General features: G+C 58.3%; 23 protein-coding genes. 11 read left to right on the top strand and 12 right to left on the bottom strand.

The window, feature by feature from the left end; all coding sequences use genetic code 11:
* Position 1: 1 nt before the first annotated feature.
* Positions 2–1039: a patatin-like phospholipase family protein gene (locus RLW55_RS19115; protein WP_423415087.1), complete on the bottom strand. Its 1038-nt coding sequence runs from the start codon at positions 1037–1039 to the stop codon at positions 2–4.
* Between RLW55_RS19115 and RLW55_RS19110 the strand changes: the two genes are divergently transcribed.
* Entirely contained in the window at positions 1039–1419 is a 381-nt protein-coding gene (locus tag RLW55_RS19110; RefSeq protein WP_414462148.1) for a hypothetical protein, read from the top strand. The genes RLW55_RS19115 and RLW55_RS19110 overlap by 1 nt on opposite strands.
* Positions 1420–1571: 152 nt before the next feature.
* Positions 1572–1871 carry a hypothetical protein gene (locus tag RLW55_RS19105; RefSeq protein WP_409563240.1) on the top strand — a complete coding sequence of 100 codons (300 nt, stop codon included), beginning with the start codon at positions 1572–1574 and terminating at the stop codon, positions 1869–1871.
* A 139-nt stretch (positions 1872–2010) separates the two neighbouring features.
* Here the strand turns inward: RLW55_RS19105 and RLW55_RS19100 are convergent, their stop codons facing one another.
* On the bottom strand, positions 2011–2577 hold the full coding sequence (locus tag RLW55_RS19100) for a helix-turn-helix domain-containing protein (protein WP_423415086.1): 567 nt from the start codon (positions 2575–2577) through the stop codon (positions 2011–2013).
* Between the two features lie 627 nt (positions 2578–3204).
* Here RLW55_RS19100 and RLW55_RS19095 point away from each other — a divergent pair.
* Positions 3205–3594 (top strand): response regulator transcription factor, encoded by a 390-nt coding sequence (locus RLW55_RS19095; RefSeq protein ID WP_423415085.1) that lies wholly within the window; start codon positions 3205–3207, stop codon positions 3592–3594.
* A gap of 76 nt (positions 3595–3670) precedes the next feature.
* Here RLW55_RS19095 and RLW55_RS19090 read toward each other — a convergent pair whose 3' ends face one another.
* Entirely contained in the window at positions 3671–5206 is a 1536-nt protein-coding gene (locus RLW55_RS19090; protein WP_423415084.1) for a Do family serine endopeptidase, read from the bottom strand.
* A gap of 290 nt (positions 5207–5496) precedes the next feature.
* On the opposite strand from RLW55_RS19090, the gene RLW55_RS19085 reads away from it, so the two are divergent.
* Together RLW55_RS19085 and RLW55_RS19080 are read left to right on the top strand one after the other, a co-directional pair.
* On the top strand, positions 5497–5787 hold the full coding sequence (locus RLW55_RS19085; RefSeq protein ID WP_423415083.1) for a hypothetical protein: 291 nt from the start codon (positions 5497–5499) through the stop codon (positions 5785–5787).
* 155 nt (positions 5788–5942) lie between these two features.
* Positions 5943–6464 carry a DUF1269 domain-containing protein gene (locus RLW55_RS19080; RefSeq protein ID WP_414462150.1) on the top strand — a complete coding sequence of 174 codons (522 nt, stop codon included), beginning with the start codon at positions 5943–5945 and terminating at the stop codon, positions 6462–6464.
* 130 nt (positions 6465–6594) lie between these two features.
* Here RLW55_RS19080 and RLW55_RS19075 read toward each other — a convergent pair whose 3' ends face one another.
* Positions 6595–7701 (bottom strand): polysaccharide deacetylase family protein, encoded by a 1107-nt coding sequence (locus tag RLW55_RS19075; RefSeq protein ID WP_423415082.1) that lies wholly within the window; start codon positions 7699–7701, stop codon positions 6595–6597.
* A gap of 283 nt (positions 7702–7984) precedes the next feature.
* Between RLW55_RS19075 and RLW55_RS19070 the strand changes: the two genes are divergently transcribed.
* Positions 7985–8422: a GNAT family N-acetyltransferase gene (locus RLW55_RS19070; protein WP_423415081.1), complete on the top strand. Its 438-nt coding sequence runs from the start codon at positions 7985–7987 to the stop codon at positions 8420–8422.
* 61 nt (positions 8423–8483) lie between these two features.
* On the opposite strand, the gene RLW55_RS19065 is transcribed toward RLW55_RS19070, so the two are convergent.
* The 5 genes from RLW55_RS19065 to RLW55_RS19045 form a co-directional block, all read right to left on the bottom strand.
* Positions 8484–9473 (bottom strand): DUF6232 family protein, encoded by a 990-nt coding sequence (locus RLW55_RS19065; RefSeq protein WP_423415080.1) that lies wholly within the window; start codon positions 9471–9473, stop codon positions 8484–8486.
* A gap of 81 nt (positions 9474–9554) precedes the next feature.
* Complete coding sequence (locus tag RLW55_RS19060; RefSeq protein WP_423415079.1) at positions 9555–10883, bottom strand: hypothetical protein; 1329 nt, start codon at positions 10881–10883, stop codon at positions 9555–9557.
* A 131-nt stretch (positions 10884–11014) separates the two neighbouring features.
* The gene (locus RLW55_RS19055; protein WP_423415078.1) at positions 11015–11656 is read right to left on the bottom strand and encodes a hypothetical protein; all 642 of its coding nucleotides are present in this window, start codon (positions 11654–11656) and stop codon (positions 11015–11017) included.
* Between the two features lie 12 nt (positions 11657–11668).
* Positions 11669–12160 carry a methyltransferase family protein gene (locus RLW55_RS19050; protein ID WP_423415077.1) on the bottom strand — a complete coding sequence of 164 codons (492 nt, stop codon included), beginning with the start codon at positions 12158–12160 and terminating at the stop codon, positions 11669–11671.
* A gap of 44 nt (positions 12161–12204) precedes the next feature.
* The gene (locus RLW55_RS19045) at positions 12205–12576 is read right to left on the bottom strand and encodes a hypothetical protein (protein WP_423415076.1); all 372 of its coding nucleotides are present in this window, start codon (positions 12574–12576) and stop codon (positions 12205–12207) included.
* Positions 12577–12791: 215 nt separating this feature from the next.
* On the opposite strand from RLW55_RS19045, the gene RLW55_RS19040 reads away from it, so the two are divergent.
* Genes RLW55_RS19040 through RLW55_RS19030 form a run of 3 tightly spaced genes read left to right on the top strand, consistent with a single transcriptional unit; the run spans position 12792 to position 14846 of the window.
* Positions 12792–13223: a hypothetical protein gene (locus RLW55_RS19040; protein WP_423415075.1), complete on the top strand. Its 432-nt coding sequence runs from the start codon at positions 12792–12794 to the stop codon at positions 13221–13223.
* A 54-nt stretch (positions 13224–13277) separates the two neighbouring features.
* Positions 13278–13715, top strand: coding sequence for a DUF1489 family protein (locus RLW55_RS19035; RefSeq protein ID WP_423415074.1), 438 nt, complete (start codon positions 13278–13280; stop codon positions 13713–13715).
* Between the two features lie 24 nt (positions 13716–13739).
* Positions 13740–14846, top strand: coding sequence for a pyridoxal phosphate-dependent aminotransferase (locus RLW55_RS19030; protein WP_423415073.1), 1107 nt, complete (start codon positions 13740–13742; stop codon positions 14844–14846).
* A gap of 15 nt (positions 14847–14861) precedes the next feature.
* Here RLW55_RS19030 and RLW55_RS19025 read toward each other — a convergent pair whose 3' ends face one another.
* Positions 14862–15533, bottom strand: a complete 672-nt coding sequence (locus tag RLW55_RS19025) for a TetR/AcrR family transcriptional regulator (protein WP_409562789.1) — start codon at positions 15531–15533, stop codon at positions 14862–14864.
* Between the two features lie 75 nt (positions 15534–15608).
* Between RLW55_RS19025 and RLW55_RS19020 the strand changes: the two genes are divergently transcribed.
* Together RLW55_RS19020 and RLW55_RS19015 are read left to right on the top strand one after the other, a co-directional pair.
* Complete coding sequence (locus RLW55_RS19020; RefSeq protein WP_423415072.1) at positions 15609–16787, top strand: MFS transporter; 1179 nt, start codon at positions 15609–15611, stop codon at positions 16785–16787.
* A gap of 93 nt (positions 16788–16880) precedes the next feature.
* On the top strand, positions 16881–17189 hold the full coding sequence (locus tag RLW55_RS19015) for a hypothetical protein (protein WP_013946927.1): 309 nt from the start codon (positions 16881–16883) through the stop codon (positions 17187–17189).
* A gap of 64 nt (positions 17190–17253) precedes the next feature.
* On the opposite strand, the gene glnA is transcribed toward RLW55_RS19015, so the two are convergent.
* Positions 17254–18663: a type I glutamate--ammonia ligase gene (gene glnA / locus RLW55_RS19010; protein ID WP_409562791.1), complete on the bottom strand. Its 1410-nt coding sequence runs from the start codon at positions 18661–18663 to the stop codon at positions 17254–17256.
* Positions 18664–18770: 107 nt separating this feature from the next.
* Complete coding sequence (locus tag RLW55_RS19005; protein WP_013946929.1) at positions 18771–19109, bottom strand: P-II family nitrogen regulator; 339 nt, start codon at positions 19107–19109, stop codon at positions 18771–18773.
* Positions 19110–19334 lie beyond the last annotated feature (225 nt).

Here is a 19334-nt window from a genome sequence, read left to right as displayed (position 1 = left end):
TTCAAATTCCTTCGAGCAGGATGTCGAGGTTGAGCGTCGAGCGACGACCGAGATCGTGCACATGGGCTTCAAGGAAGGTTTGCGCCGCTTTGCGTCCTTCCTCGCGAAGATATTCGAAGAAAGCCCATTCGGCGTTGAGTTTGGAAGAGGCACCCAGCTCAGCCATGATGTCATTGCGGACAACGTGCAGCCGCATGCGCGCCCATCGCTGGCCCTCCCCGTCACCAGGATCGGCAACCTTGCGGAGGAGCGCCATCATCTTCAACTCCTTGAGCGCCGCCGAATTGAATGAAATTTCGTTCAAACGGTTAAGAATGTCGCTGGCCGAGCGGGGCACTCCAGGACGTTCGATAGGGTTGATCGGGACAAGGATCGTGTCCTCGGATTCGCACTCTTGCACCAACGTCGAGAGCGTCGGGTTGCCTGAGTAGCCGCCGTCCCAATAGGCTTCACCATCTATTTCAATCGCTTGAAACAACGTTGGCAGACAGGCAGAGGCGAGTAGAACGTCGGGTGTCACAGCGGCGTTCTTGAAAACCTTGCCGCGGCCGGTGCGCACGTTGGTTGCGGTGACGAAAAGATGAATCGGCGCCTCTGCCAGCACATCAAAATCGATGACCTCGGCAAGGATGTCGCGAAGCGGATTGGCGCCGTGCGGATTAACGTCATAAGGTGATACAAGCCGCGACATCAGATCCATGGCGATGTACATGGGCGAGGAATCGAGCGTCCAGCGGCCGAGGAGAACGTCAAGCGGTCCTCGTTGAAATGGGCTGAAGCGCGCTGCCTCGGCCACGCGCCGCCAAAACTGTGCAAGTGCTTCACGTGCGCCGAGCGCGCCGCCTTTATGATGACCATAGACGAGAATGGCGGCGTTCATTGCGCCAGCCGATGTGCCCGACACGCCATCGATCCGGAGCCAGGGCTCTTCCAGTAAGCGATCGAGAACGCCCCAAGTGAATGCGCCATGGGATCCGCCGCCCTGAAGCGCAAGATCTACAAGCACCGGATCACGTTCGAAAACATTGCTGATCGGCATTGCACCCCACCATGGTCGTAAGTGGTGAACCGGTTTTAATTCGTCCCACAATTCTCGTGCCGAAGCCGAGGCGTTCGGCAGTTAACGTGAATGAGTTGCTAGCTTTCGTTGAAGCTTGTGCGGAAGGCAGCCTCCTGGTCAACGATCATGTCATCGACAGGAATGGATGGAGCGAGATTCTTGAAAGCGATATCGCTTCGCAAGTAAGCAGGAGCGACCTGCCTCAGAATTTCATTCAGTCTACGGATGGTGGGGTGCTTCTTGAGGCCGATTGCATCTCGTCGCATTCGCGGATCGAACACCGCAATTTAATTGATTATTTCGCCAAATTTTGCGTCGCCAAAGGCTTGGCGCCGCTGGAAAAGACGCAGAATTTGTGAAGGAAAGTCTCATCTTCAATCGACGCGTTCAAATTGCTATCGAAAAAATCGCCTGCCATTTTGTGCATTCGACATGAACTCTTGCTATAGTCCGCATACGGGTCTGGGACACTTTGGGGGCAAAAACGGCTGTAACCAAGGAGTTCAATGTGATGAAAGTTATTTTGGCAGCGGCTTTTTCCGCTTTCGTCCTCGCTCTCGCCCCTCTTCCTGCATTCTCCGAAGATCAGCAGCCTTCAAACGATCCTACGCGACACAGAATGGGCGATGAAGGAAAACTTCCAGCGACCAACTCCGCAACGACCCGCGTTCCAGAAATGGGCGCAGGAACCGGAGCGAGCAGCGGAACGTCCGGCTCTCACACGATGGGCGATGAAGGCAAACTGCCTGCGACAGGGAATATGAGCACACGTGTGCCCGACCAGGGTGCCGGTACTCAAAATCAGAAATAGAAATGGGTAATCCGCGCGGGTGGGCCAATCGGCCCAATGTGCTCCGGCTAGCTGCGAGGAAAGATCTCGCGGTTTAACTCGGATCAGTCGATGGGTTTTCTGAACCGCGCCATGAGGACTACCTGAGCGGGATCACCGCTCAGGCCTGCTGTTCGCGCCGCCAGCGAAGCGGCGTGTTGCCAGCGATTTTCTTGAAGATCGTCGTGAAATGCGCCTGCGTCTGGAAGCCGACGCTGAGAGCGATTTCGACGAGCGATTCTGATGTTGTGCACAACAGGTGCTGCGCACGTTCGATGCGCTTGTGCAGCACGTAGTCGTGCGGCCGCATGCCGGTTGCGACGCGGAACTGGCTGGCAAAGTACATGCGGCTCATCCCCGCCGCCGAGGCGAGGTCGGCCAGCGTGATCTGCTCCGAGATGTGCGAGTCGACGTACTCAACCACACGCTTCATGCGCCACTTCGGGAGTGCCGACGGCGCCCTACGAGTTGGCTGTTCCTGCTCTGATTTGGCGATAGGCGAGATCGGAAGTTCGAAGAGGCGCGCGACGATCGCCAGGCGCTTTTCATTTTCGGCGTGACGGTCGAGCTTCTCGGGATTGACGCCGGCTTCCACCAATGCCTTGGCCAAGCGATCCAAAATGGCCGGGTCGACGTGGTGATGCTGTGCTGTGTTGCCGTGGAAGTCTGAGGTCAATTGGAGCGACATCGCGTGAGACCTTCCCATTTTCTAACCGCTTCGGTGGCCGGCGTGACTTGGATCAATGCTGATCCGTGTCTGGCCTAGCGTGATGGGAAGGTACGGAAGCGAGCTGTGGCGCTCCATTCTACGAGCGTTTGGGATCCTACATCGTCAGATTAGTCGGCTCATACTTTCGTATGGATATTGCGGTTGGGAGTTTAGTGCGAACCGCGCTCGCCGCATGCTGGAGCCTCCTCGCGCTTTGTTGGGCAAAGGCTTTTAGCGTCGAGGGGGGGTCGTGCATTTTAGGAATCTATTGTGCGGAGAGGGAATATTCTTTGTCGCGACGATGGCAATGTTGGTCGCGTCAGGGTCGCCCTGGGCCCCAATTCTCATTAACCGCTTAATTAGAGGGTTTGTCAGAAGCATCTCTGCCCCGTTTCCCCCACGGGGCTGTCCCCACCCCCCGGAAGATGTTCTGACGCCCAAGCGCGCCGGCCTGAACGCAGCCGGCGCGCTTTTCGTTTCGAGGGCGCAGTCCGAAAGGCCGATCCGTTACAAACCAGCGTATAATTTAAAACCGAGCGCAAAAGCGGCAGGTTGAGTTGGCAAATGCGGTTCAATCCGCGTTAATCTTTCGAAAGGACTGCCGAAGTGTCCAAAAATCCCCTGATCAGCATCATCGATGACGATGAGGCGGTTCGCGTGGCAACCGAGAGCCTTGTGCGGTCTCTCGGCTTCGGGGCAACTACGTTCGCTTCAGCGGAAGAATTCTTGAACTCGGCCCGATTGCCGGAAATTTCGTGCGTCATCACCGATGTCAACATGCCGGGCATGACCGGCGTGGAATTACAGTCGCATCTTCAGGCGCAGGGCCATAATCTGCCGATGATCTTTATTACGGCCTTTCCGGAAGAGCGGACACGGCAGCGCGTAAATGCTGCCGGCGCGATCGGCTTTTTAAGCAAGCCATTTGACGGTGGCGCTATGATTCAATGCATCGATAAGGCCCTCGGGCGGGACAGCGAACCCACGCGCCACTGATTGTACGTCACTCCTGATGCTTCATACTCAATCGGCAGCGGATATCTCTATCCGCTGCCGATTGCATTTTGAGCTCTTAGCCCTGGCTTGTGGTCGGAACGGCGACGAAGCGATCGCCCTGTGCCGTCTTTAACTGCATGAGAACGGCGCGCTTGTTGGCGTTCCTAGCCGCACGCAGGGCTTCCTTGACATCGGCCGGCCCGGAGACCGACTTGCCCCCAACGGACAGGATGACGTCACCCTGCTGGATGCCTTTCTCGGCGGCCTTGCCTTCCGGATCGACATTCATCACGACCGCACCATGCGTACCGGCGCCGTCCACCTGATCGGCCGGAGCCAGCGTCATGCCGAGTTTGAAGTCGCTCTCGGAGCCTTGGTCGTTCTTGGCGGTCTTGCCATCCGGGTACTTGCCGACGTGCAGGTCGACGCTGTGCTTTTCGCCGTTTCGGATGTAGGCGATCTTGATCTGCGAGCCTGGCGATACCGCAGCGATGGTCCGAGCGAGATCGCGGCCATCTTTGATCTCGTGATCGTTGACGGAAACAATCACGTCTTGCGACTTCAATCCGGCGCGAGCCGCTGGGCCGCCATCTTGCGGTTCATCGACGAGGGCGCCTTTGGCTTCCTTCAGGCCCAGACTGTCGGCTATATCGGCCGTGACAGGCTGAATGGAGACGCCGATCCAGCCGCGTGTAACGTGACCGCTCGAGCGAAGTTGCTCGGCAACGTATTTCACCGTGTCGGCGGGAATGTCGAATGCGATGCCGACCGACCCGCCGGACGGCGAAAAGATCGCCGTGTTCACGCCGACGACTTCGCCGTTCTGATTGAACGTCGGGCCGCCAGAGTTGCCCTTGTTGATAGGGGCGTCGATCTGAATGAAATCGTCGTAAGGGCCGGAGCCGATGTCACGTCCGTTTGCCGAGACGATACCCGCCGTGACCGTGCCGCCGAGGCCGAACGGGTTGCCCATCGCGACGACCCAGTCGCCGATTCGCGGAGATTGCGTCGCGAGGCGGACGTAGGGGAAGTCTCCGGAGCTATCGACCTTGAGAAGCGCGAGGTCGGTCTTGGGATCCGTGCCGGCGACCTTGGCTTTGTAGCGCTTGCCGTCCGTGGTCATGATCTCGACGCTCTTGGCGTGATCAACAACGTGGTTGTTGGTGATCAGGTAGCCGTCTGCCGAGATAAAGAAGCCTGAACCCTGTGCCTGCATCAGGTGTGGTTTTCCGCTATCTTGAGACTGCGGTCCGAACTGGAACGGAAGGCCCTGGAAAGGCGTGCCTTCAAAGGGGTTCTGGCCTTGTCCGGGCTGGCCGGAGTCGGCGACCTGATCGACTTCTTCAGCTTTCACGAATACGGAAACAACGGCTGGTTTCACGCGCTCGACCAGATTCGCAAAGCTCGGAACGGCCTGTTGCGGCGCATTTGATGTGCTGACGTCTGCGACCGGCGTCAGCAAAGAATTCGGGGCGGGTTTCTCTGCCGCGAAAACAGCGCCGGCGCCGAGAACGGCAATCATTGCGGCGCAGGCTGCCAATTTCGCTTTGTGGCGCGCAATCACGCGGCCGGCACCCAATTGTTGCGGCGCGTTCATGTTGGTCTCATCCATTCGTAGTCTTCCTGATTTTACGAGGTGCAGTGCGCGGGATTGGCACTGGCCCCGGGCTGGGGTTGACGCGAATGTGCCAAAGCCAAGCTTTCCGGAATCCGTCCAATGGCTTAAAAATCAGAAAGTAAAAGCCCTATTCCATTCGGCGCAATTGTTCCGGCAAAATGCGCTCTATATCGTGCAATCGGACAATTTCAGATCGTTTGAGAAAGAAAGCGACCCTGCAGAGCCGCTAGTTTCAAACCCATACAGGCGTCGTCCGCAGCGGCGGACGCTCAGGAGAGACGGCAATGGCAAATCGAGTTTATTCGTACAACGAAGCAGCCGAGCACGATCCGATCATTCTGGCTGACGTCGACGAAGCGGCGGCGGTTTATCCGGATCACGACATCGTTACGCGCCATTTCGACAGGCCGTTGACGATCGGGGATTTCGTCAGCTCGATCGCAGACGGTGCGGATGGACATGGTGGATTGCCGACCTATCTACGGATCACGCTGCAAGGCGACGCCACTAAAATTCGCCGGCTGATGGCGGATAAGCCGCGCAAGGGGCGCACATCCAAGCGGTCGTCGCACTAATCCGTTTGTGGTCGAAGCGGTGGTTCTAACCGGGCATTTACCGCTTCGTGATTTCTCGCGCTCGAGCATTCGTCAATTTGATCTATTTCATTGGCAAATATGCTGCGATGCCCGATGAAGGGCTGCCAGGAACCCTACAGGTGGAGTGAGCCCCCATGTCTGATCTCGTTGTCATCGTCTATCCGTCCGAGGCAAAGGCCGAGGAAATGCGCACGAAGCTGTTCGATCTTCAAAAAGAGTATCTGATCGAGATCAAGGATGCCGTGATTGCGGTCAAGCACGACGACGGCAAGGTGAAGCTCAATCAGCTCATCAACACGACCGCGGCCGGTGCGCTTTCGGGCGGCTTCTGGGGCACGCTGGTCGGCATGATTTTCCTGATGCCGCTGCTTGGTGCTGCTGTGGGCGCGGCGTCTGGCGCGCTCGGCGGCGCACTTTCGGATTACGGCATCAACGATGATTTCATGAAGGACCTCTCGGAAAGCCTGCAGCCTGGAAGCGCTGCGCTGTTCGTCGAGATCAAGAAGATGACGGAAGACAAGGTGTTCGAAGCGATCAAGGGCACTGGCGGCGTCGTACTCAAGACGTCTCTAGATCATACAAAGGAACAGGCCCTGCGCGATGCGATCGCAACGCACGCTCCGGCGATGGCAGCAGCGCAGTCTCCGGCAGCCTGACCAGCCGGGGTGCGCCTGCATTGCTGGCATCCTGGTTAGTATAAATTCATGATGCGCCGTCCGGGTCTCTTCGGGCGGCGTATGTGTTTACGCGGAGTGGCTGACGTACCACGAGGAGTGGGCAGACTTCCTAATTGAAGATGCTCCAGGGCGAGGTGACGTCCTCATCCTTGGGTTTGGCGCCTTTCCTATATTTCGATGCCGGGATTTTAACGGGCCGGCTATCCTCCACCACGCCATCGATGAGCGACGGTTTGGTTGCGACCCTTTTATAGCGGGAGGGCGATTTGCGGCGCGGCGCTGCTGCCGAAGCGTTTGCATTTCCCGTTCCCGGTGCAGTTGCCATCGGCCACACGATCGAGCGGGCGACCATGGGGTTGGCCGCTTTTGCTGCGGCTTTGGCGGCCAGCGCCTTCTCGGCCGCGGCGTCATAGGAGGCGATTGTGTCGACCTGACTCTTCGGCACGAGGTGAACGACCTTATACCCGCGGTCGTGCAGTTCTTTCAGCAGGTCAGGAAGCTGTGCCGCCGTCCAGGGATGAATGTCGTGCATCAGGATGATGCCCTTCTTCTGCTTGGCGAGCTGCGAAAGAATGTTCTGTTCGACGACCTTTGGGCTGCGCGTCCGATAGTCTTTGGAGTCGACGTCGATCCAGACCGCGCCGATATTGCGCGATTTCAGATAGGCTTCCGTCTGTTTGGTGGCGTTGAGATAGGGAAAGCGAAAAAGCGGCGCGGCCGGGGCGCCGTTGGCTTTCGAGACGGTCGAGACCGCAGCTTCGATCTCCTGCTTCGCCTTTTCAAACGAGATGGCGCGGATGTTCTTGTGAGACCACGTGTGCGTGCCGACGGTGTTGCCGCCCGCCGCGACTTCCTTCACCATATCGGGGTTGGCAAGCGCCATCTGACCGACCATGAAGAACGTCGCCTTCGTGCATTGATCGGCAAGCGCCTTGAGAATTGGTCCGGTGACAGACTTTAGCGGGCCGTCGTCGAATGTCAGGACGACTTCGCCATCGTTGAGAAATTGCTTAGCGCCGGATTTATCGCCGCCGATGTCACCGCCACCCGCGGTATCGATTTCGACGATACGCGACACGCCAAGCTTGGTGGTGTCGCCTGCGCATGCGTCAGCCTTGACGGCGGCGCCGGGCTCGATTTCGGCCGACAGCGGATCGTGCGTAGCAAATGCCAACAGCGACGCAACAGCCAGGATATAGACGGAAACGTACCGCATCTCTCTCGCTTCGTTCAGGGAGCCGAAGCGGACTATTATGAGGGCGAATATGAATGATCAAGCAACGGCGATTATCCTCCGCCGATCCTCGGCGCGCTGTTACTGAAGTGCCGCTTTTGGCTGTATTTCTTACGTTTTTGTAAAGCCAAATATGAACGAATGCTGACGATCTGACCTTGCGAGCGCGATTTCGGGCTGAGGGGCGACGCGTTGGAGACCGCTGACAATCTCCGTGAATTGCGTCATAGAGCAACCCTTTCAAGATCGGGAGGTGGAATGATCGATGGTCAGTGTCAGGCCGGTGGTTGCGAGCGACGAAGATGCGTGGCTCAAACTCTTTCGGGATTATATCGTTTTCTACAAAGCCAGCGTGTCGGACGAGATCATCGCACTGACGTGGCGCCGACTTCTTAATCAGGAAGACAACATGATGGCGCTGGCTGCCGTCGACGATAGCGGAAACATGCTCGGAATCGCGACGCTGGTCTTTCACCGTTCGACGTGGGCATCGAGCTGGTATTGTTATCTTGAAGACCTATTCGTCGCACCGGAGGCGCGCGGACTGGGCGTCGGGCGGGCGCTCATTGAAGCCGTCTACGCGGAAGCGGATCGTCGCGACGCTGGGCGGACCTATTGGGCGACGCAGGATCACAATGCGACGGCACGTAAACTCTACGATCGCATCGGAACGCTCACGGAGTTCGTCCAGTATCGGCGATGAGCTGTCGATCGGCGCGTGTTCGCTTCTGTGCCGCTCTCCAAGCAGGCAGGAATCCGCGTATCTAGACCAGACTGTTGATGTGATCGAAAAGCTCGACCGCCTGCGGATAGGCGCCGAGGATCTGGGACATTTCGCCGGAGAGTTCGCGCAAGCGGGTCTTTTGCGAGATCGTGGGCGTCCCGGCGCGCATCAGAAGTTCGAGTTCCGACAAGCGTTGCTCCAAATGCTGCGTGCCGGATTGGCGCGCATAGAACCGATGCATTTCGACGATGGCCGGTAGCACGCCGCTATAATCGACAAAGCTTTCGGTCGGTGCCGCACTGGGTGAAGCGGCGCCATTCATCGCTCCCGACAATGTCGGCTGCATGCGTTGCTGCGGATGCTGGCGTGATGGCGGCACGGTGTTTTCGGCCGGGTTTTGGCGCGGCCTGCCGCCTGCGGTCTGAGGACTGCGATCGGACGCGCCGACATTGGCGGGGCGAGCGGATGGGCCGGCATGTTGCGAGGTATGATCGGGCGCGGGAAGAGCTGCGGGCTGCATCGCGCCGCCGAGATTCTCAATGTGCCCACGATCGAAGTTGACGTTGAACGTCATCGACTCGTCGCCGCGATTGATCTTGTCGGTGAGAATCGTGCGGACCTCTTCGAGAATCGTTCGGTCCGGAGCGGAGAAGCGAGACAACACGCCATCCGTCGATGAGATCAGCAGGTAATGCGTCTTGTCGTCGGGGCGCAGCGCAAGCGCGGCAAAGACGACGGCCAGAAAGCCGAGCAAGACCGTGCCGCCATTAGGAGCCAGCGGCCCCCATGTGAAGTCCGGCCGCATGGAACCCAACGCCATCAGCACAAATAGAAGCGTCAACAGCCAATAGATTGCGGTCGGCCGGTGCGCGACATGCGTGCCCGTGCTGACCGTCGCGATATTGGCGATGGCGATCGTGCGCGTCGGCGTCGATAGCACGCGGCGGTCAATGCGCAGCGAACCGAAAGTTTTGGTCGCAGCTGCGCTCTCTCTGATACGTCCCGAAAATACCATCGAAAACCTGCTCATGGGACTACGTTAATAGTCCGAGCAGAAACATAGTCGATGCGGCAAGGAAACAGAAGCCTTGCACAGATGTCACACACGCGATCAGCCGGCAGGAACATCAAGTTTCCTGGTGAGATCTTCGAATTCTCTACGCAACTCATCGCTTTTGAAGATCTGCTCAAAGCTCGGTGCTTCGAGTTTCTGGATCGCTTCGAAGGATGTCGAGCTTTCGCGAATCAAATTGCGAAGCTGGACGCTGGCTTCGACAGTCTCGTAAGTGTTGTCTGCAATCTTCAGATCGTGAGTCGCTTTAAGACGGGCACCGGCGATCTGTTCGCGTTGCTGCTGGAGATAGCGGCGATACGCCTTTGCTGCTTCATCGGCGACTTGCTGGCTGTCGCGATTCGATTGCAGCGCGCGTGTCTGATCGGGCCGATTGTCGGCCTTGAGCAGTTCGGACGTGCGCTTACGGGCGGCGGCGATGTCGGCGATGATGGCGTCGAGTTTCGGCAGATATTGCGTATCGATCTTGGCGATGGTCGCATCCTGGGCCTGTACCAGCATCGCAAACAGCGCCGCATGCATCGCAAAGTAGCGGCGCGCAGCTTCCATGTTATCGCCCGTGGTGCCAATGAGCTTGGCGAGCTGCCCGTCAATCAACTTGGCGGCATTGAACACGGCGACGAGCCGGACGAGATCGCCGGAGAGCACGCTATCGAGAAGCAGATCGACCTGTTCTTGCGACAACTCCACGCCTGCGGCTTTCAACGCGGCTGCGATTTCGGCCTTCACGCTTTTGATTTCGGTGCGGTTCGCCTCGATGCGCTTGTTGTTCTCGGTGATCTGATCCTGGAGCGACGAGACGGTATCGGTCAGGATGCCGGGGAAGTCAGCGTCTTTCGGCGCGAGGAGCTGCTTTTCCTTGATCTTTACGTTCGCGTCTTCAAGCTCGCGAATGTTGTGGCGGAGAAGTTCGACCCGCTTCTGCATTTCAACGACCGGCGCATTCGTTACGATGCCGAGCGCGGCATCGAGCAGGCCGCGGACCTTGGTGCTGCGGTCCTCGCGGGTTTCCTTCCAGAATGGGGGAATAATGTAGTCGTCGCGGCTCGGCAGCTTTTCGGCGCCTGCGCGCGTGTCGGCTGCATCTCGCAAGACGTTGTCGATGGCGGCCATCAGCGATTTGGCCTGCTCGTATTGCGGATCGCCATCGCGCGGGTCGGAGGCTGCGGCCTTGGCAGCTTCTTCGGCGGCGCTGGGCGTCGATGGTTTTTTTGTTGGATCGAGAGCGTTCGTGGCACCCTCGGCGGCGGTCTTGCCTTCGACGGATTTCAGCCAGTCGGCGATCGCGTCGCGTTTGGCCGCTTGCGCGTGGGCGCCGCTGGAAAATCCCAGCAGAACAACGAGTGCAAGATACCCGGCCGATTTCACAACGAAACTGGGCCTCCGCTCAACCGACATAGCGCCTCCGGCGCGACAATGGCGATGAAAAATCCGGCAAATCAATGGTGCTGGGCTGATGTGGTTGATGCAATCTATGCCGGCAGGAGGTTATCGCCGGGTTAGCGGGCAGCTGCGGCGCGGATCAGGCGGTAAAAGTCTTCGTCGATGCTGCGGGCGTCATCGAGGATGAGCATCTCGGTGAACGGCGGCGCGTTTTTGTTTATCGCCTCCGCCGGCTTGCTGCGATTGCCGCCGGCCGTTCCGAAATTGGCGTAAAGCCGTAACTTTCTCGGTGAAGGGTGGAGCGCAGCGTAGGGCTGCGGCGCGGACATCGTAACCAGCTGCCCGGAGGTTGCAAACACGGTCGCCGGTACGGCGCGCCCGACTTCGCGGAGAATGTGCTCGGCCAGCGGTCGCAGCCCTTTGGCTTCACGCAGCAGAGACTGAATGTCGGTTGCGGACGTCTTGGCCGGTGGTTGAATCGGCGGACGGAGCTTCGGCGCGCGCGGGGGCGGCTCGTCGGTCTGCACGGCGGGAAGATCGCCAGCGTAAATGAGGCGGCCGCCGTTATGATGGATGCGTTCAAGCCAGGACGCCCACGCGAACTGGAAGCCTTGCAGGCGCAGCCAGTCGATGATGTCGTTGCGCTCGGTGTGTCCGCTCTGGACAATTGCGGTCATCCAGCCCGTGAGATCGCGGCCCGTGTCTTCGGCGAGATTGGCGACGAATTCGCGTTCTTTTTCGGCGTAAGCGGAACTCATGGCGATCTGATATCAGATCCAGCGGCGTGAGCGAGCCTTGTAAGCCAGATATTCTTCCCCGAAGACCGCTTCCAGGTGCCGCTCCTCGGGAATGATCTGCAGAATTGTGACAAGAAGGCCAAAAAGCAATGCTGCCGCGACGAACCAGACCGACTTGGTGATTTCCGCTCCATAGAGAAGAAGCATGACTTCGCCAAGGTAAATCGGGTTTCGGAAGCGGATGAACGGTCCTGACGTGACGAGCTTGGTCGACGCTTTGTGCGGCAGGTAGGTCGTCCGGTGCCAGGCAAGCGTCGCGAAGCCCGACACGATCAACAAGAGGCCGAAGACGCCGAATGCGACGCCTACCCAATGGCCCGCCCTATCGTCAAGGCCCGGCCAGGGAACGGGGGCGAATACCGTCAGCAGCCAAGCCGCCGCAATGGCGAGTGCGAACAGCACCGGTGGCCAAGGGAACCATGTCGCTGGCGTCGAGGGGAGGGAGTTGGGTGTCTCGTCGATCATTCGGGGAGATTATCGCCAAATAGCGAGGCGGTCAGCTCGGTGAATCAGTTCTTTGCCTTGGCTTTTTTCGGCGGCGGTATCGTTGGGGCCGGGACATCGTCGATGTCGCGTTTGTTAAGCTCGGCCTCGAGGTCGTAGCTCTTGCAGCCCAGCGTCACCAGACGCTGATTGTACCGTTGGAGGGTGTTGAGCTCGCCCTGATATTCGCCATTGGGGTCGACACCGTGCGAGAGGTTGCCGAGCGTCGCCGAAAAGCCAGATTGAATACCGCGTGCCAGCGCCGATGCTTGTTTGCGATCGCTGAAGCCGCGCATTTCCATGATTTTTATCTGTATGCGTCCGGTTAGCTGCTTGCAGTTCAGCTTATCCTCCGGGGTGTCCGGCTTCTTTTTCTTGGCGTCGGCAGCGGACGGCACGGCGACGGCCAGGCCAATAAGGATGGGGAGAACAAAGGATCGCATCGTGCCTCTCAGGGGTTCAATGTGAAAACCACATCATTTCCAGGGCAGCCTCAAGGCAAACTCCAGGTACCCGGACGAACGGGCGGCATTGACGGCGGCCAGGGCGTCGTGTTGCTTCGCTGGTCGGTGTTGGGGGCGCGGGTGCCTCCGTTGCCAGGCGGGGCGTTGCAATGCTGGATATTCGAAAATGGGTTATTCTCATCGCCGCCGTTCTTGGCACGCAAGCGGCTCTGGCCCAGGAGGATTTTCCGACGCATCTCGCCTGCGATTTCAACCAAGGTTATGCGTGGACTTATGAAGCCGGAAAATACAAAGCCGCTCCGCCCGCCGATCTCGCTTTCGAAGTGGCGCGTATCGACCTCGAACATCAGACGGCGTCGCTCATTCTCGGCGGTAAGCCCGCCAAAGACCTGAAAGTCGTGCGCGCGATCAACGCCAACCATTTCATCGAAGTGGTCAACGAGGGGTTCCTGAACCTCACGACGATCTATGATTTGGATCCGGCGACGGGCAAATATCCGGCCATACATTCACGGCATTTCGGGCTCTTCGGACAGCCTGTGTTTGCACAGTATGCCGGTGAATGTGTTCCTAAGCCCTGAGCCATGTGGACGGCTCAGTTGCTCTTGCCGTTGGGCTAAGGCAAAAGGCTCGCCATGACATTGAACCTCGTCAAGCTGTGTGTCGGCGTGTCGGCGATCGAAGATCTTGAGGCCTGGCAGACCGAGCACCGACGCCGCAAGAGCCAGGACGGCGTCGATTGCGCCTATCACCGGACATTCCAAACACCGAAGCGGCAGGCCGAGCTGCTCGACGGTGGCTCGATCTATTGGGTTATCCGCGGCATCATCATGGTTCGCCAGAAGCTCGTCGGTTTCGAAGAAGGAACGAAGGAGGACGGATCGGCTTGCTGTACGTTGATGCTGGACCGGACACTCGTTCCGGTGCGACCCACGCCACGGCGCGCGTTTCAAGGTTGGCGTTATCTTGATTCTGCCGATGCTCCGCCTGATCTTCGCAAAGGTAAGAAGGATCAGATTGCGGCGATGCCTGCCGAGATGCGCAAAAAGCTTGCCGATCTCGGATTGATTTGAACGCGGAAATTATTCGAGCGATCCATGTCCCGTCCTCCGTTTACACCGACAATCGAAGCTCTACCGAAGCTCGTGCCGTTCGTCGGGCCGGAAGCGATGGAACGGGCGCGAGGGCGGCCGTTCAAGGCGCGCCTTGGCGCTAATGAGAGCATTTTCGGGCCGTCGCCAAAGGCCATTGCCGTCATGCGCGAGGCGGCGGCTGGAAACTGGATGTATGCCGATCCCGAGAACTACGAATTACGTGCCGCCATTGCGGCGTATCACGGCGTCCCGATCGAGTGTGTCGTGGTCGGCGAGGGCATCGACGGGCTGCTTGGCCTGACATGTTCGCTGTTCCTGACGCCCGGCAGCAATGTCGTTACGACGGATGGTGCGTACCCGACGTTCAACTTTCACGTCAAAGCACATGGCGGCAACGTGCACGTCCTTCCCATGCGCGACTTTCGCGAAGATGTTCCGCGCCTGATCGAGACGGCGGCGGAGATCGCGGCGCCGCTGATTTATGTGTCCAATCCGAATAGTCCGATGGGAACATGGTGGACGGCGGATCAGATCGACGCGTTTATCAAGGAGTTGCCGCCACGGACGTTGCTCGTTCTTGATGAAGCTTATTGCGATACCGCGCCGATCGGAACAGCACCGGCCATCGATGTCTCCAATCCGCAGGTCGTGCGGTATCGGACGTTTTCGAAGGCGTACGGGCTTGCAGGTGCGCGGATCGGGTATGCCCTCGGTGAGCGCAGCACCATCGAAGCGTTCGACAAAGTGCGAAATCACTATGGTATCAATCGCGTCGGCCAGCTTGGCGCGCGGGCTGCACTGCTCGATCAGGACTATCTCAGGACAGCGGTCTCGCAGATTGCTGCGGCCCGCGAGCGGATCGCCGCGATCGCTATCGAAAATGGCTTGAGACCGCTGGCGTCGGCAGCGAGTTTCGTCGCCATCGACTGTGGCGGCGATGGCGCCTTTGCGACGCGCGTCTTGAACGGACTTCTGGAGCGGGACGTCTTCGTTCGCAAACCTGTCGCGAAGGGGCTCGATCCGTTCATCCGCGTTTCGTGCGGGCGAGACGAAGATCTCGATATTTTTGCAGGTGCCCTCGCTGATGTGCTCATGGGTGTGCACGCATAGGGACGAGCGCTGCCCTTAATCCTGGGGGACTGCGGATGACGGTGTCCATTGTTTTGCGACCTGCGCTTCGATGCCAAATATTAAATTGGATATAGCTGCATCGAAGACATCGTCGTCTTTCAAACGCGCAAATATGGGCAGCAGTTTTTTCGTTAACGGCAAACCACTTTGCTCTTCGACTTCGCGCAGCGCCTCGGCGCTAGGCTTTTGCAAAAGACCTCCGATCTCGCCGGCGCAAATGCCGAGAATTGCGGCGTAGGTGGCGAAGCTTAGGGCCGGAATTTCTGCTTCAGGGACGCCGGCATCGAGGAGGATTTGGTAACATTCCTCGGCCAATTGCAGATCGATCGGCCCACTGGTCCAAAATCTCAAAAGCAGGGGGAACGCATTTGGATATTGTCGCGCAAGTTTGCGATAGGCCTTTGCCGTTTCGATGAAGCGGGTTTGCCAGGGGAGTTCTCGTTCTGGTGCCTCGACACTGCCTTGAAGGCGGTCGGCGACGGCGCGTTCGAGACCTTCCTTGGAGCCGAAATGGTAGCTCAAGGTCGCGACGTCGCAGCCTACTGCACGCGCGGCGCAGCGAAGGCTGAAGCCCTCAAGACCAGCTCGCTCGATTTCTAAAAGCGCAGCTTGGACCAAATCGGCTGCGATGAGCCCTCTTTGCCCGCGGGTATGCCTTGTTTTCATCAGTGTTGAAATTGCCCCTTGCGAATGCGGTCGTCAAGCGCTATTCCAACACTGTTGAAATAACGAGGGACGAACATGGCGGTCATGGCTGAGCGCGAGTTCAACGAGCGCGAAAGGATGCTCAGTCTGGCTGCGGTCATCTCGACGTCTTTAGGCGTGGGGATTTCTTTCGGTATCGGCTTTCCGCTCACCGCGCTGACCTTCGAAGACTGGCACCAACCGAAATGGATGATCGGGCTGGCGGGCGCCGCGCCGGCACTTGCCGTGTTTATCGCTTTGCCCCTGCTTTCGCGATTGATGACGAAAGTCGGCGCAGTGCGAGCGATCGGAAGCGGTTGTGTCATTGGCTCGATCGGCTTCTTGGCACTCTATATGTTTCCATCACCAAATGCGTGGGTCGTCATTCGACTGCTGATGAGCGCCGGATTTGCATTACCTTGGTTGGCAGGCGAGACCTGGATCAACGCGGTTGCCCGTGAAGATATGCGCGGGCGCGTTATCGCTGTCTACGCGATTGCCTTTTTCTCTGGCTACGCTGTTGGACCGATGTTGTTGCGCCAACTCGGAATATCGGGATTAGCGCCGTTTGGTGCGGCAGCGGCCATTACCGTGCTTTCGGGAGTACCCATCGTGCTGGGTCGGCACTTGGCGCCTCCGCTGCATCATGACGGAACGCAGAGCTTCCTTTGGGCGATGCGGCTTGCCCCGGCGGCGATGATGGCTGCCTTTATGGGCGGCTTCGCCGAGATCACCAATCTTTCACTTATCCCCAACGTCGCGTTGGCGGCTGGCTGGTCGCAAGACGCCGCGCTCGGACTTCTGACAGTGATGACGATAGGCGGGATTTTGCTTCAATACCCGCTGGGGTGGCTATCCGATAAGATGTGTCGCATCAATTTGGTCATCTGCACCGGTTTCCTTTTCATATTGTTCTCTTTGATGCTGCCATGGGCGCTCGGAGATGCGGTCGCGTCGATGATCGTGATGTTTCTTATTGGTGGGATGATCCTGGGCTTTTATGCGCTGGGTCTCGCCATCGTCGGCGAGCGGATCGGTCCTGCGGATCTCGCGGCCGTCAACGCGGCCTTCATCGTGATGTATCAGGCCGGGGCGCTTGTGGGGCCGATCATTTCCGGGATCGCGATGACGGAGAAGCCGGTCCACGGCTTCGTCGCGACGGTTGTTGGTCTGACGGTTGTCTCTGGTGCGCTGGTAGTCGTATTTGATCGATGGGAGCAGCGGCGAGCGCGATGAGCGACGCACCGCGATCATGGTTAATTGTTTGTTTGCGTACTGACGCTAGTCTCGCTCAAGCTTCACAATCATGCGTTTTTAGCGAGATTGCCCATGTTCGTGCGATCCGTCCTGTCGTTCTTTTCCGTGCTTGCCTTCGGCGTCATGGCCGCGGCGGCCTTTTTTGCGTTGACGCCTTGGCTGTCGGCCCATGTTCCCGACAGCGTGCGTTCGCTGACCGAAGGTCTGCAATTTGGATCTTTGGCCGTCGGTCTGGGTCTAGGATTGACGCTCGGCGCTATCGGCCGCTTCAACTGGTCGGATATCCCGCGCCGGATCGTGACATGGTTTTTGATCCGCGAGCAGAAGTTCTTCTACTATGCGCTCATCGCGATCTGCGCGGGCGTTCTGGTTTTCTATTGAGTTCAAAATGCAAAGAGGCGGCCCGACGGACCGCCTCTCGAAGCATTGAAATGTGGCTCGATCCTCAGACCGAGTAGTACATGTCGAACTCGACCGGATGCGGCGTCATCTCGTAACGCATATTCTCTTCCATGCGCAGCGCGATGTAGGCGTCGATCATGTCGTCGTTCATGACCCCGCCCGCTTTCAGGAAGTCGCGGTCCTTGTCGAGGCTGTCGAGCGCTTCGCGGAGCGAAGCCGATACTGTCGGGATCTTCGCCAGCTCAGCCGGCGGCAGATCGTAGAGGTTCTTGTCCATGGCGGGACCCGGATCGATCTTGTTCTGGATGCCGTCGAGGCCAGCCATCAGCATTGCCGTAAAGGCAAGGTAAGGATTGGCGCCCGGATCCGGGAAGCGGATTTCGATGCGCTTGGCCTTGGGGCTTGAAACGTGCGGAATGCGGCACGAAGCCGAACGGTTGCGGGCCGAATAGGCCAGCAACACAGGCGCCTCGAAGCCCGGCACCAAGCGCTTGTATGAGTTGGTCAGCGGATTGGTGAAAGCGTTGATCGCCTTCGCGTGCTTCAGGATACCGCCGATGTAGTTGAGGCACATCTGCGAGAGGTCGGCGTACTTGTCGCCGGCGAACATCGGCTGGCCGCCCTTCCAGATCGACTGGTGAACGTGCATGCCGGAGCCGTTGTCGCCGAAGACCGGCTTCGGCATGAACGTCGCCGTTTTGCCGTAGGCCTGGGCGACGTTGTGCACGACGTACTTATAGATCTGCATGTGATCGGCCATCGTGATCATCGGGCCGAACTTCACGCCGAGCTCATGCTGGGCAGCAGCGACTTCGTGGTGGTGCTTTTCGACGGTGACGCCCATTTCCGAAAGGACTGAGAGCATCTCGGAACGGATGTCTTGAGCGCTGTCGATCGGCGGGACCGGGAAATAGCCGCCCTTCACGCGCGGACGATGGCCGAGGTTGCCGGATTCAACAATCGTACCGGTGTTCGAGGGCAGCTCGCTGGAGTCGATCTGATAGCCCATCGAATACATGTCAGTGGTGAAGCGGACATCGTCGAAGATAAAGAATTCGGCTTCCGGCCCGAAATAGACTTTGTCGCCGATGCCGAGCGACATCATGTAGGCCTCGGCCTTCTTGGCGACCGAACGCGGGTCGCGCTCGTAGGGTTGGCCGGTCGAGGGTTCGAGAACGTCGCAGAAGATCGCGACGGTCGTCTGGGCGAAGAACGGGTCGACGTGGGCTGTTACCGGATCCGGCATCAGTGTCATGTCGGAGGCTTCGATCGATTTCCACCCGGCGATCGAAGACCCGTCGAAGGCGTAGCCGTCGGAGAAGACGGCTTCGTCAACGCAGCTGACGTCGGCCGTGACGTGCTGCATCTTGCCCTTGGTGTCCGTGAATCGGAAATCCACGAACTTGGCTTCCTTGTCCTTGATGAATTTCAGGACGTCATTTGCATTTTTCATAGACACTCCCATGCCTAGGCATTCCGTTAAAGTTCACGCGTGCCAAGTCATTTAGCCGGTTTAGGCCGGTTCAAGCGTGACAGTCTTTTTATAGTTCGTTTTATCGATCAAATGGCATCGCGACCGGATTCCCCGGTGCGGATGCGAATAGCGTCTTCGATGGACGAGATAAAGATCTTGCCGTCACCGATCCGGCCGGTCTTCGCGGCCTTTTGAATGGACTCGATGGCCTTTTCCAGCATGTCGTCGCTCAAGACGACTTCGATCTTCACTTTGGGCAGGAAGTCGACCACGTATTCCGCCCCTCGATACAGCTCGGTGTGACCCTTCTGCCGTCCGAAGCCCTTCGCCTCGATCACTGTGATGCCTTGCAAGCCGATTTCTTGTAGCGCTTCTTTTACTTCATCGAGCTTGAAGGGCTTTATAATCGCTTCAATCTTTTTCATTTTCGCCCCTTAGATCTTGGACAGCATGTCGGTCGTACCCCACGCTTGCCCAGCGGCCCGAAGGCTAGCAGAGGCCGTGCCACCTGCGACGTTCGCGAGAAACATTACATATGTCATTGGCTTAGCGTGTCGTGATGGCTTCTTAGATGGTCGGCCGCTGTTTAGTAAGCCTTAAATGCATGCCGGTTGCACATTTTTTATGCTGATTTTTCTCAACGACGGTGA

The sequence above is a fragment of the Hyphomicrobium sp. B1 genome (genome assembly GCF_049532635.1).
In the GTDB taxonomy this organism is placed as follows: Bacteria; Pseudomonadota; Alphaproteobacteria; order Rhizobiales; family Hyphomicrobiaceae; genus Hyphomicrobium_B.
Note: the sequence above shows the minus strand (reverse complement) of the source record. Positions and strands in the feature narration are given on the sequence as shown.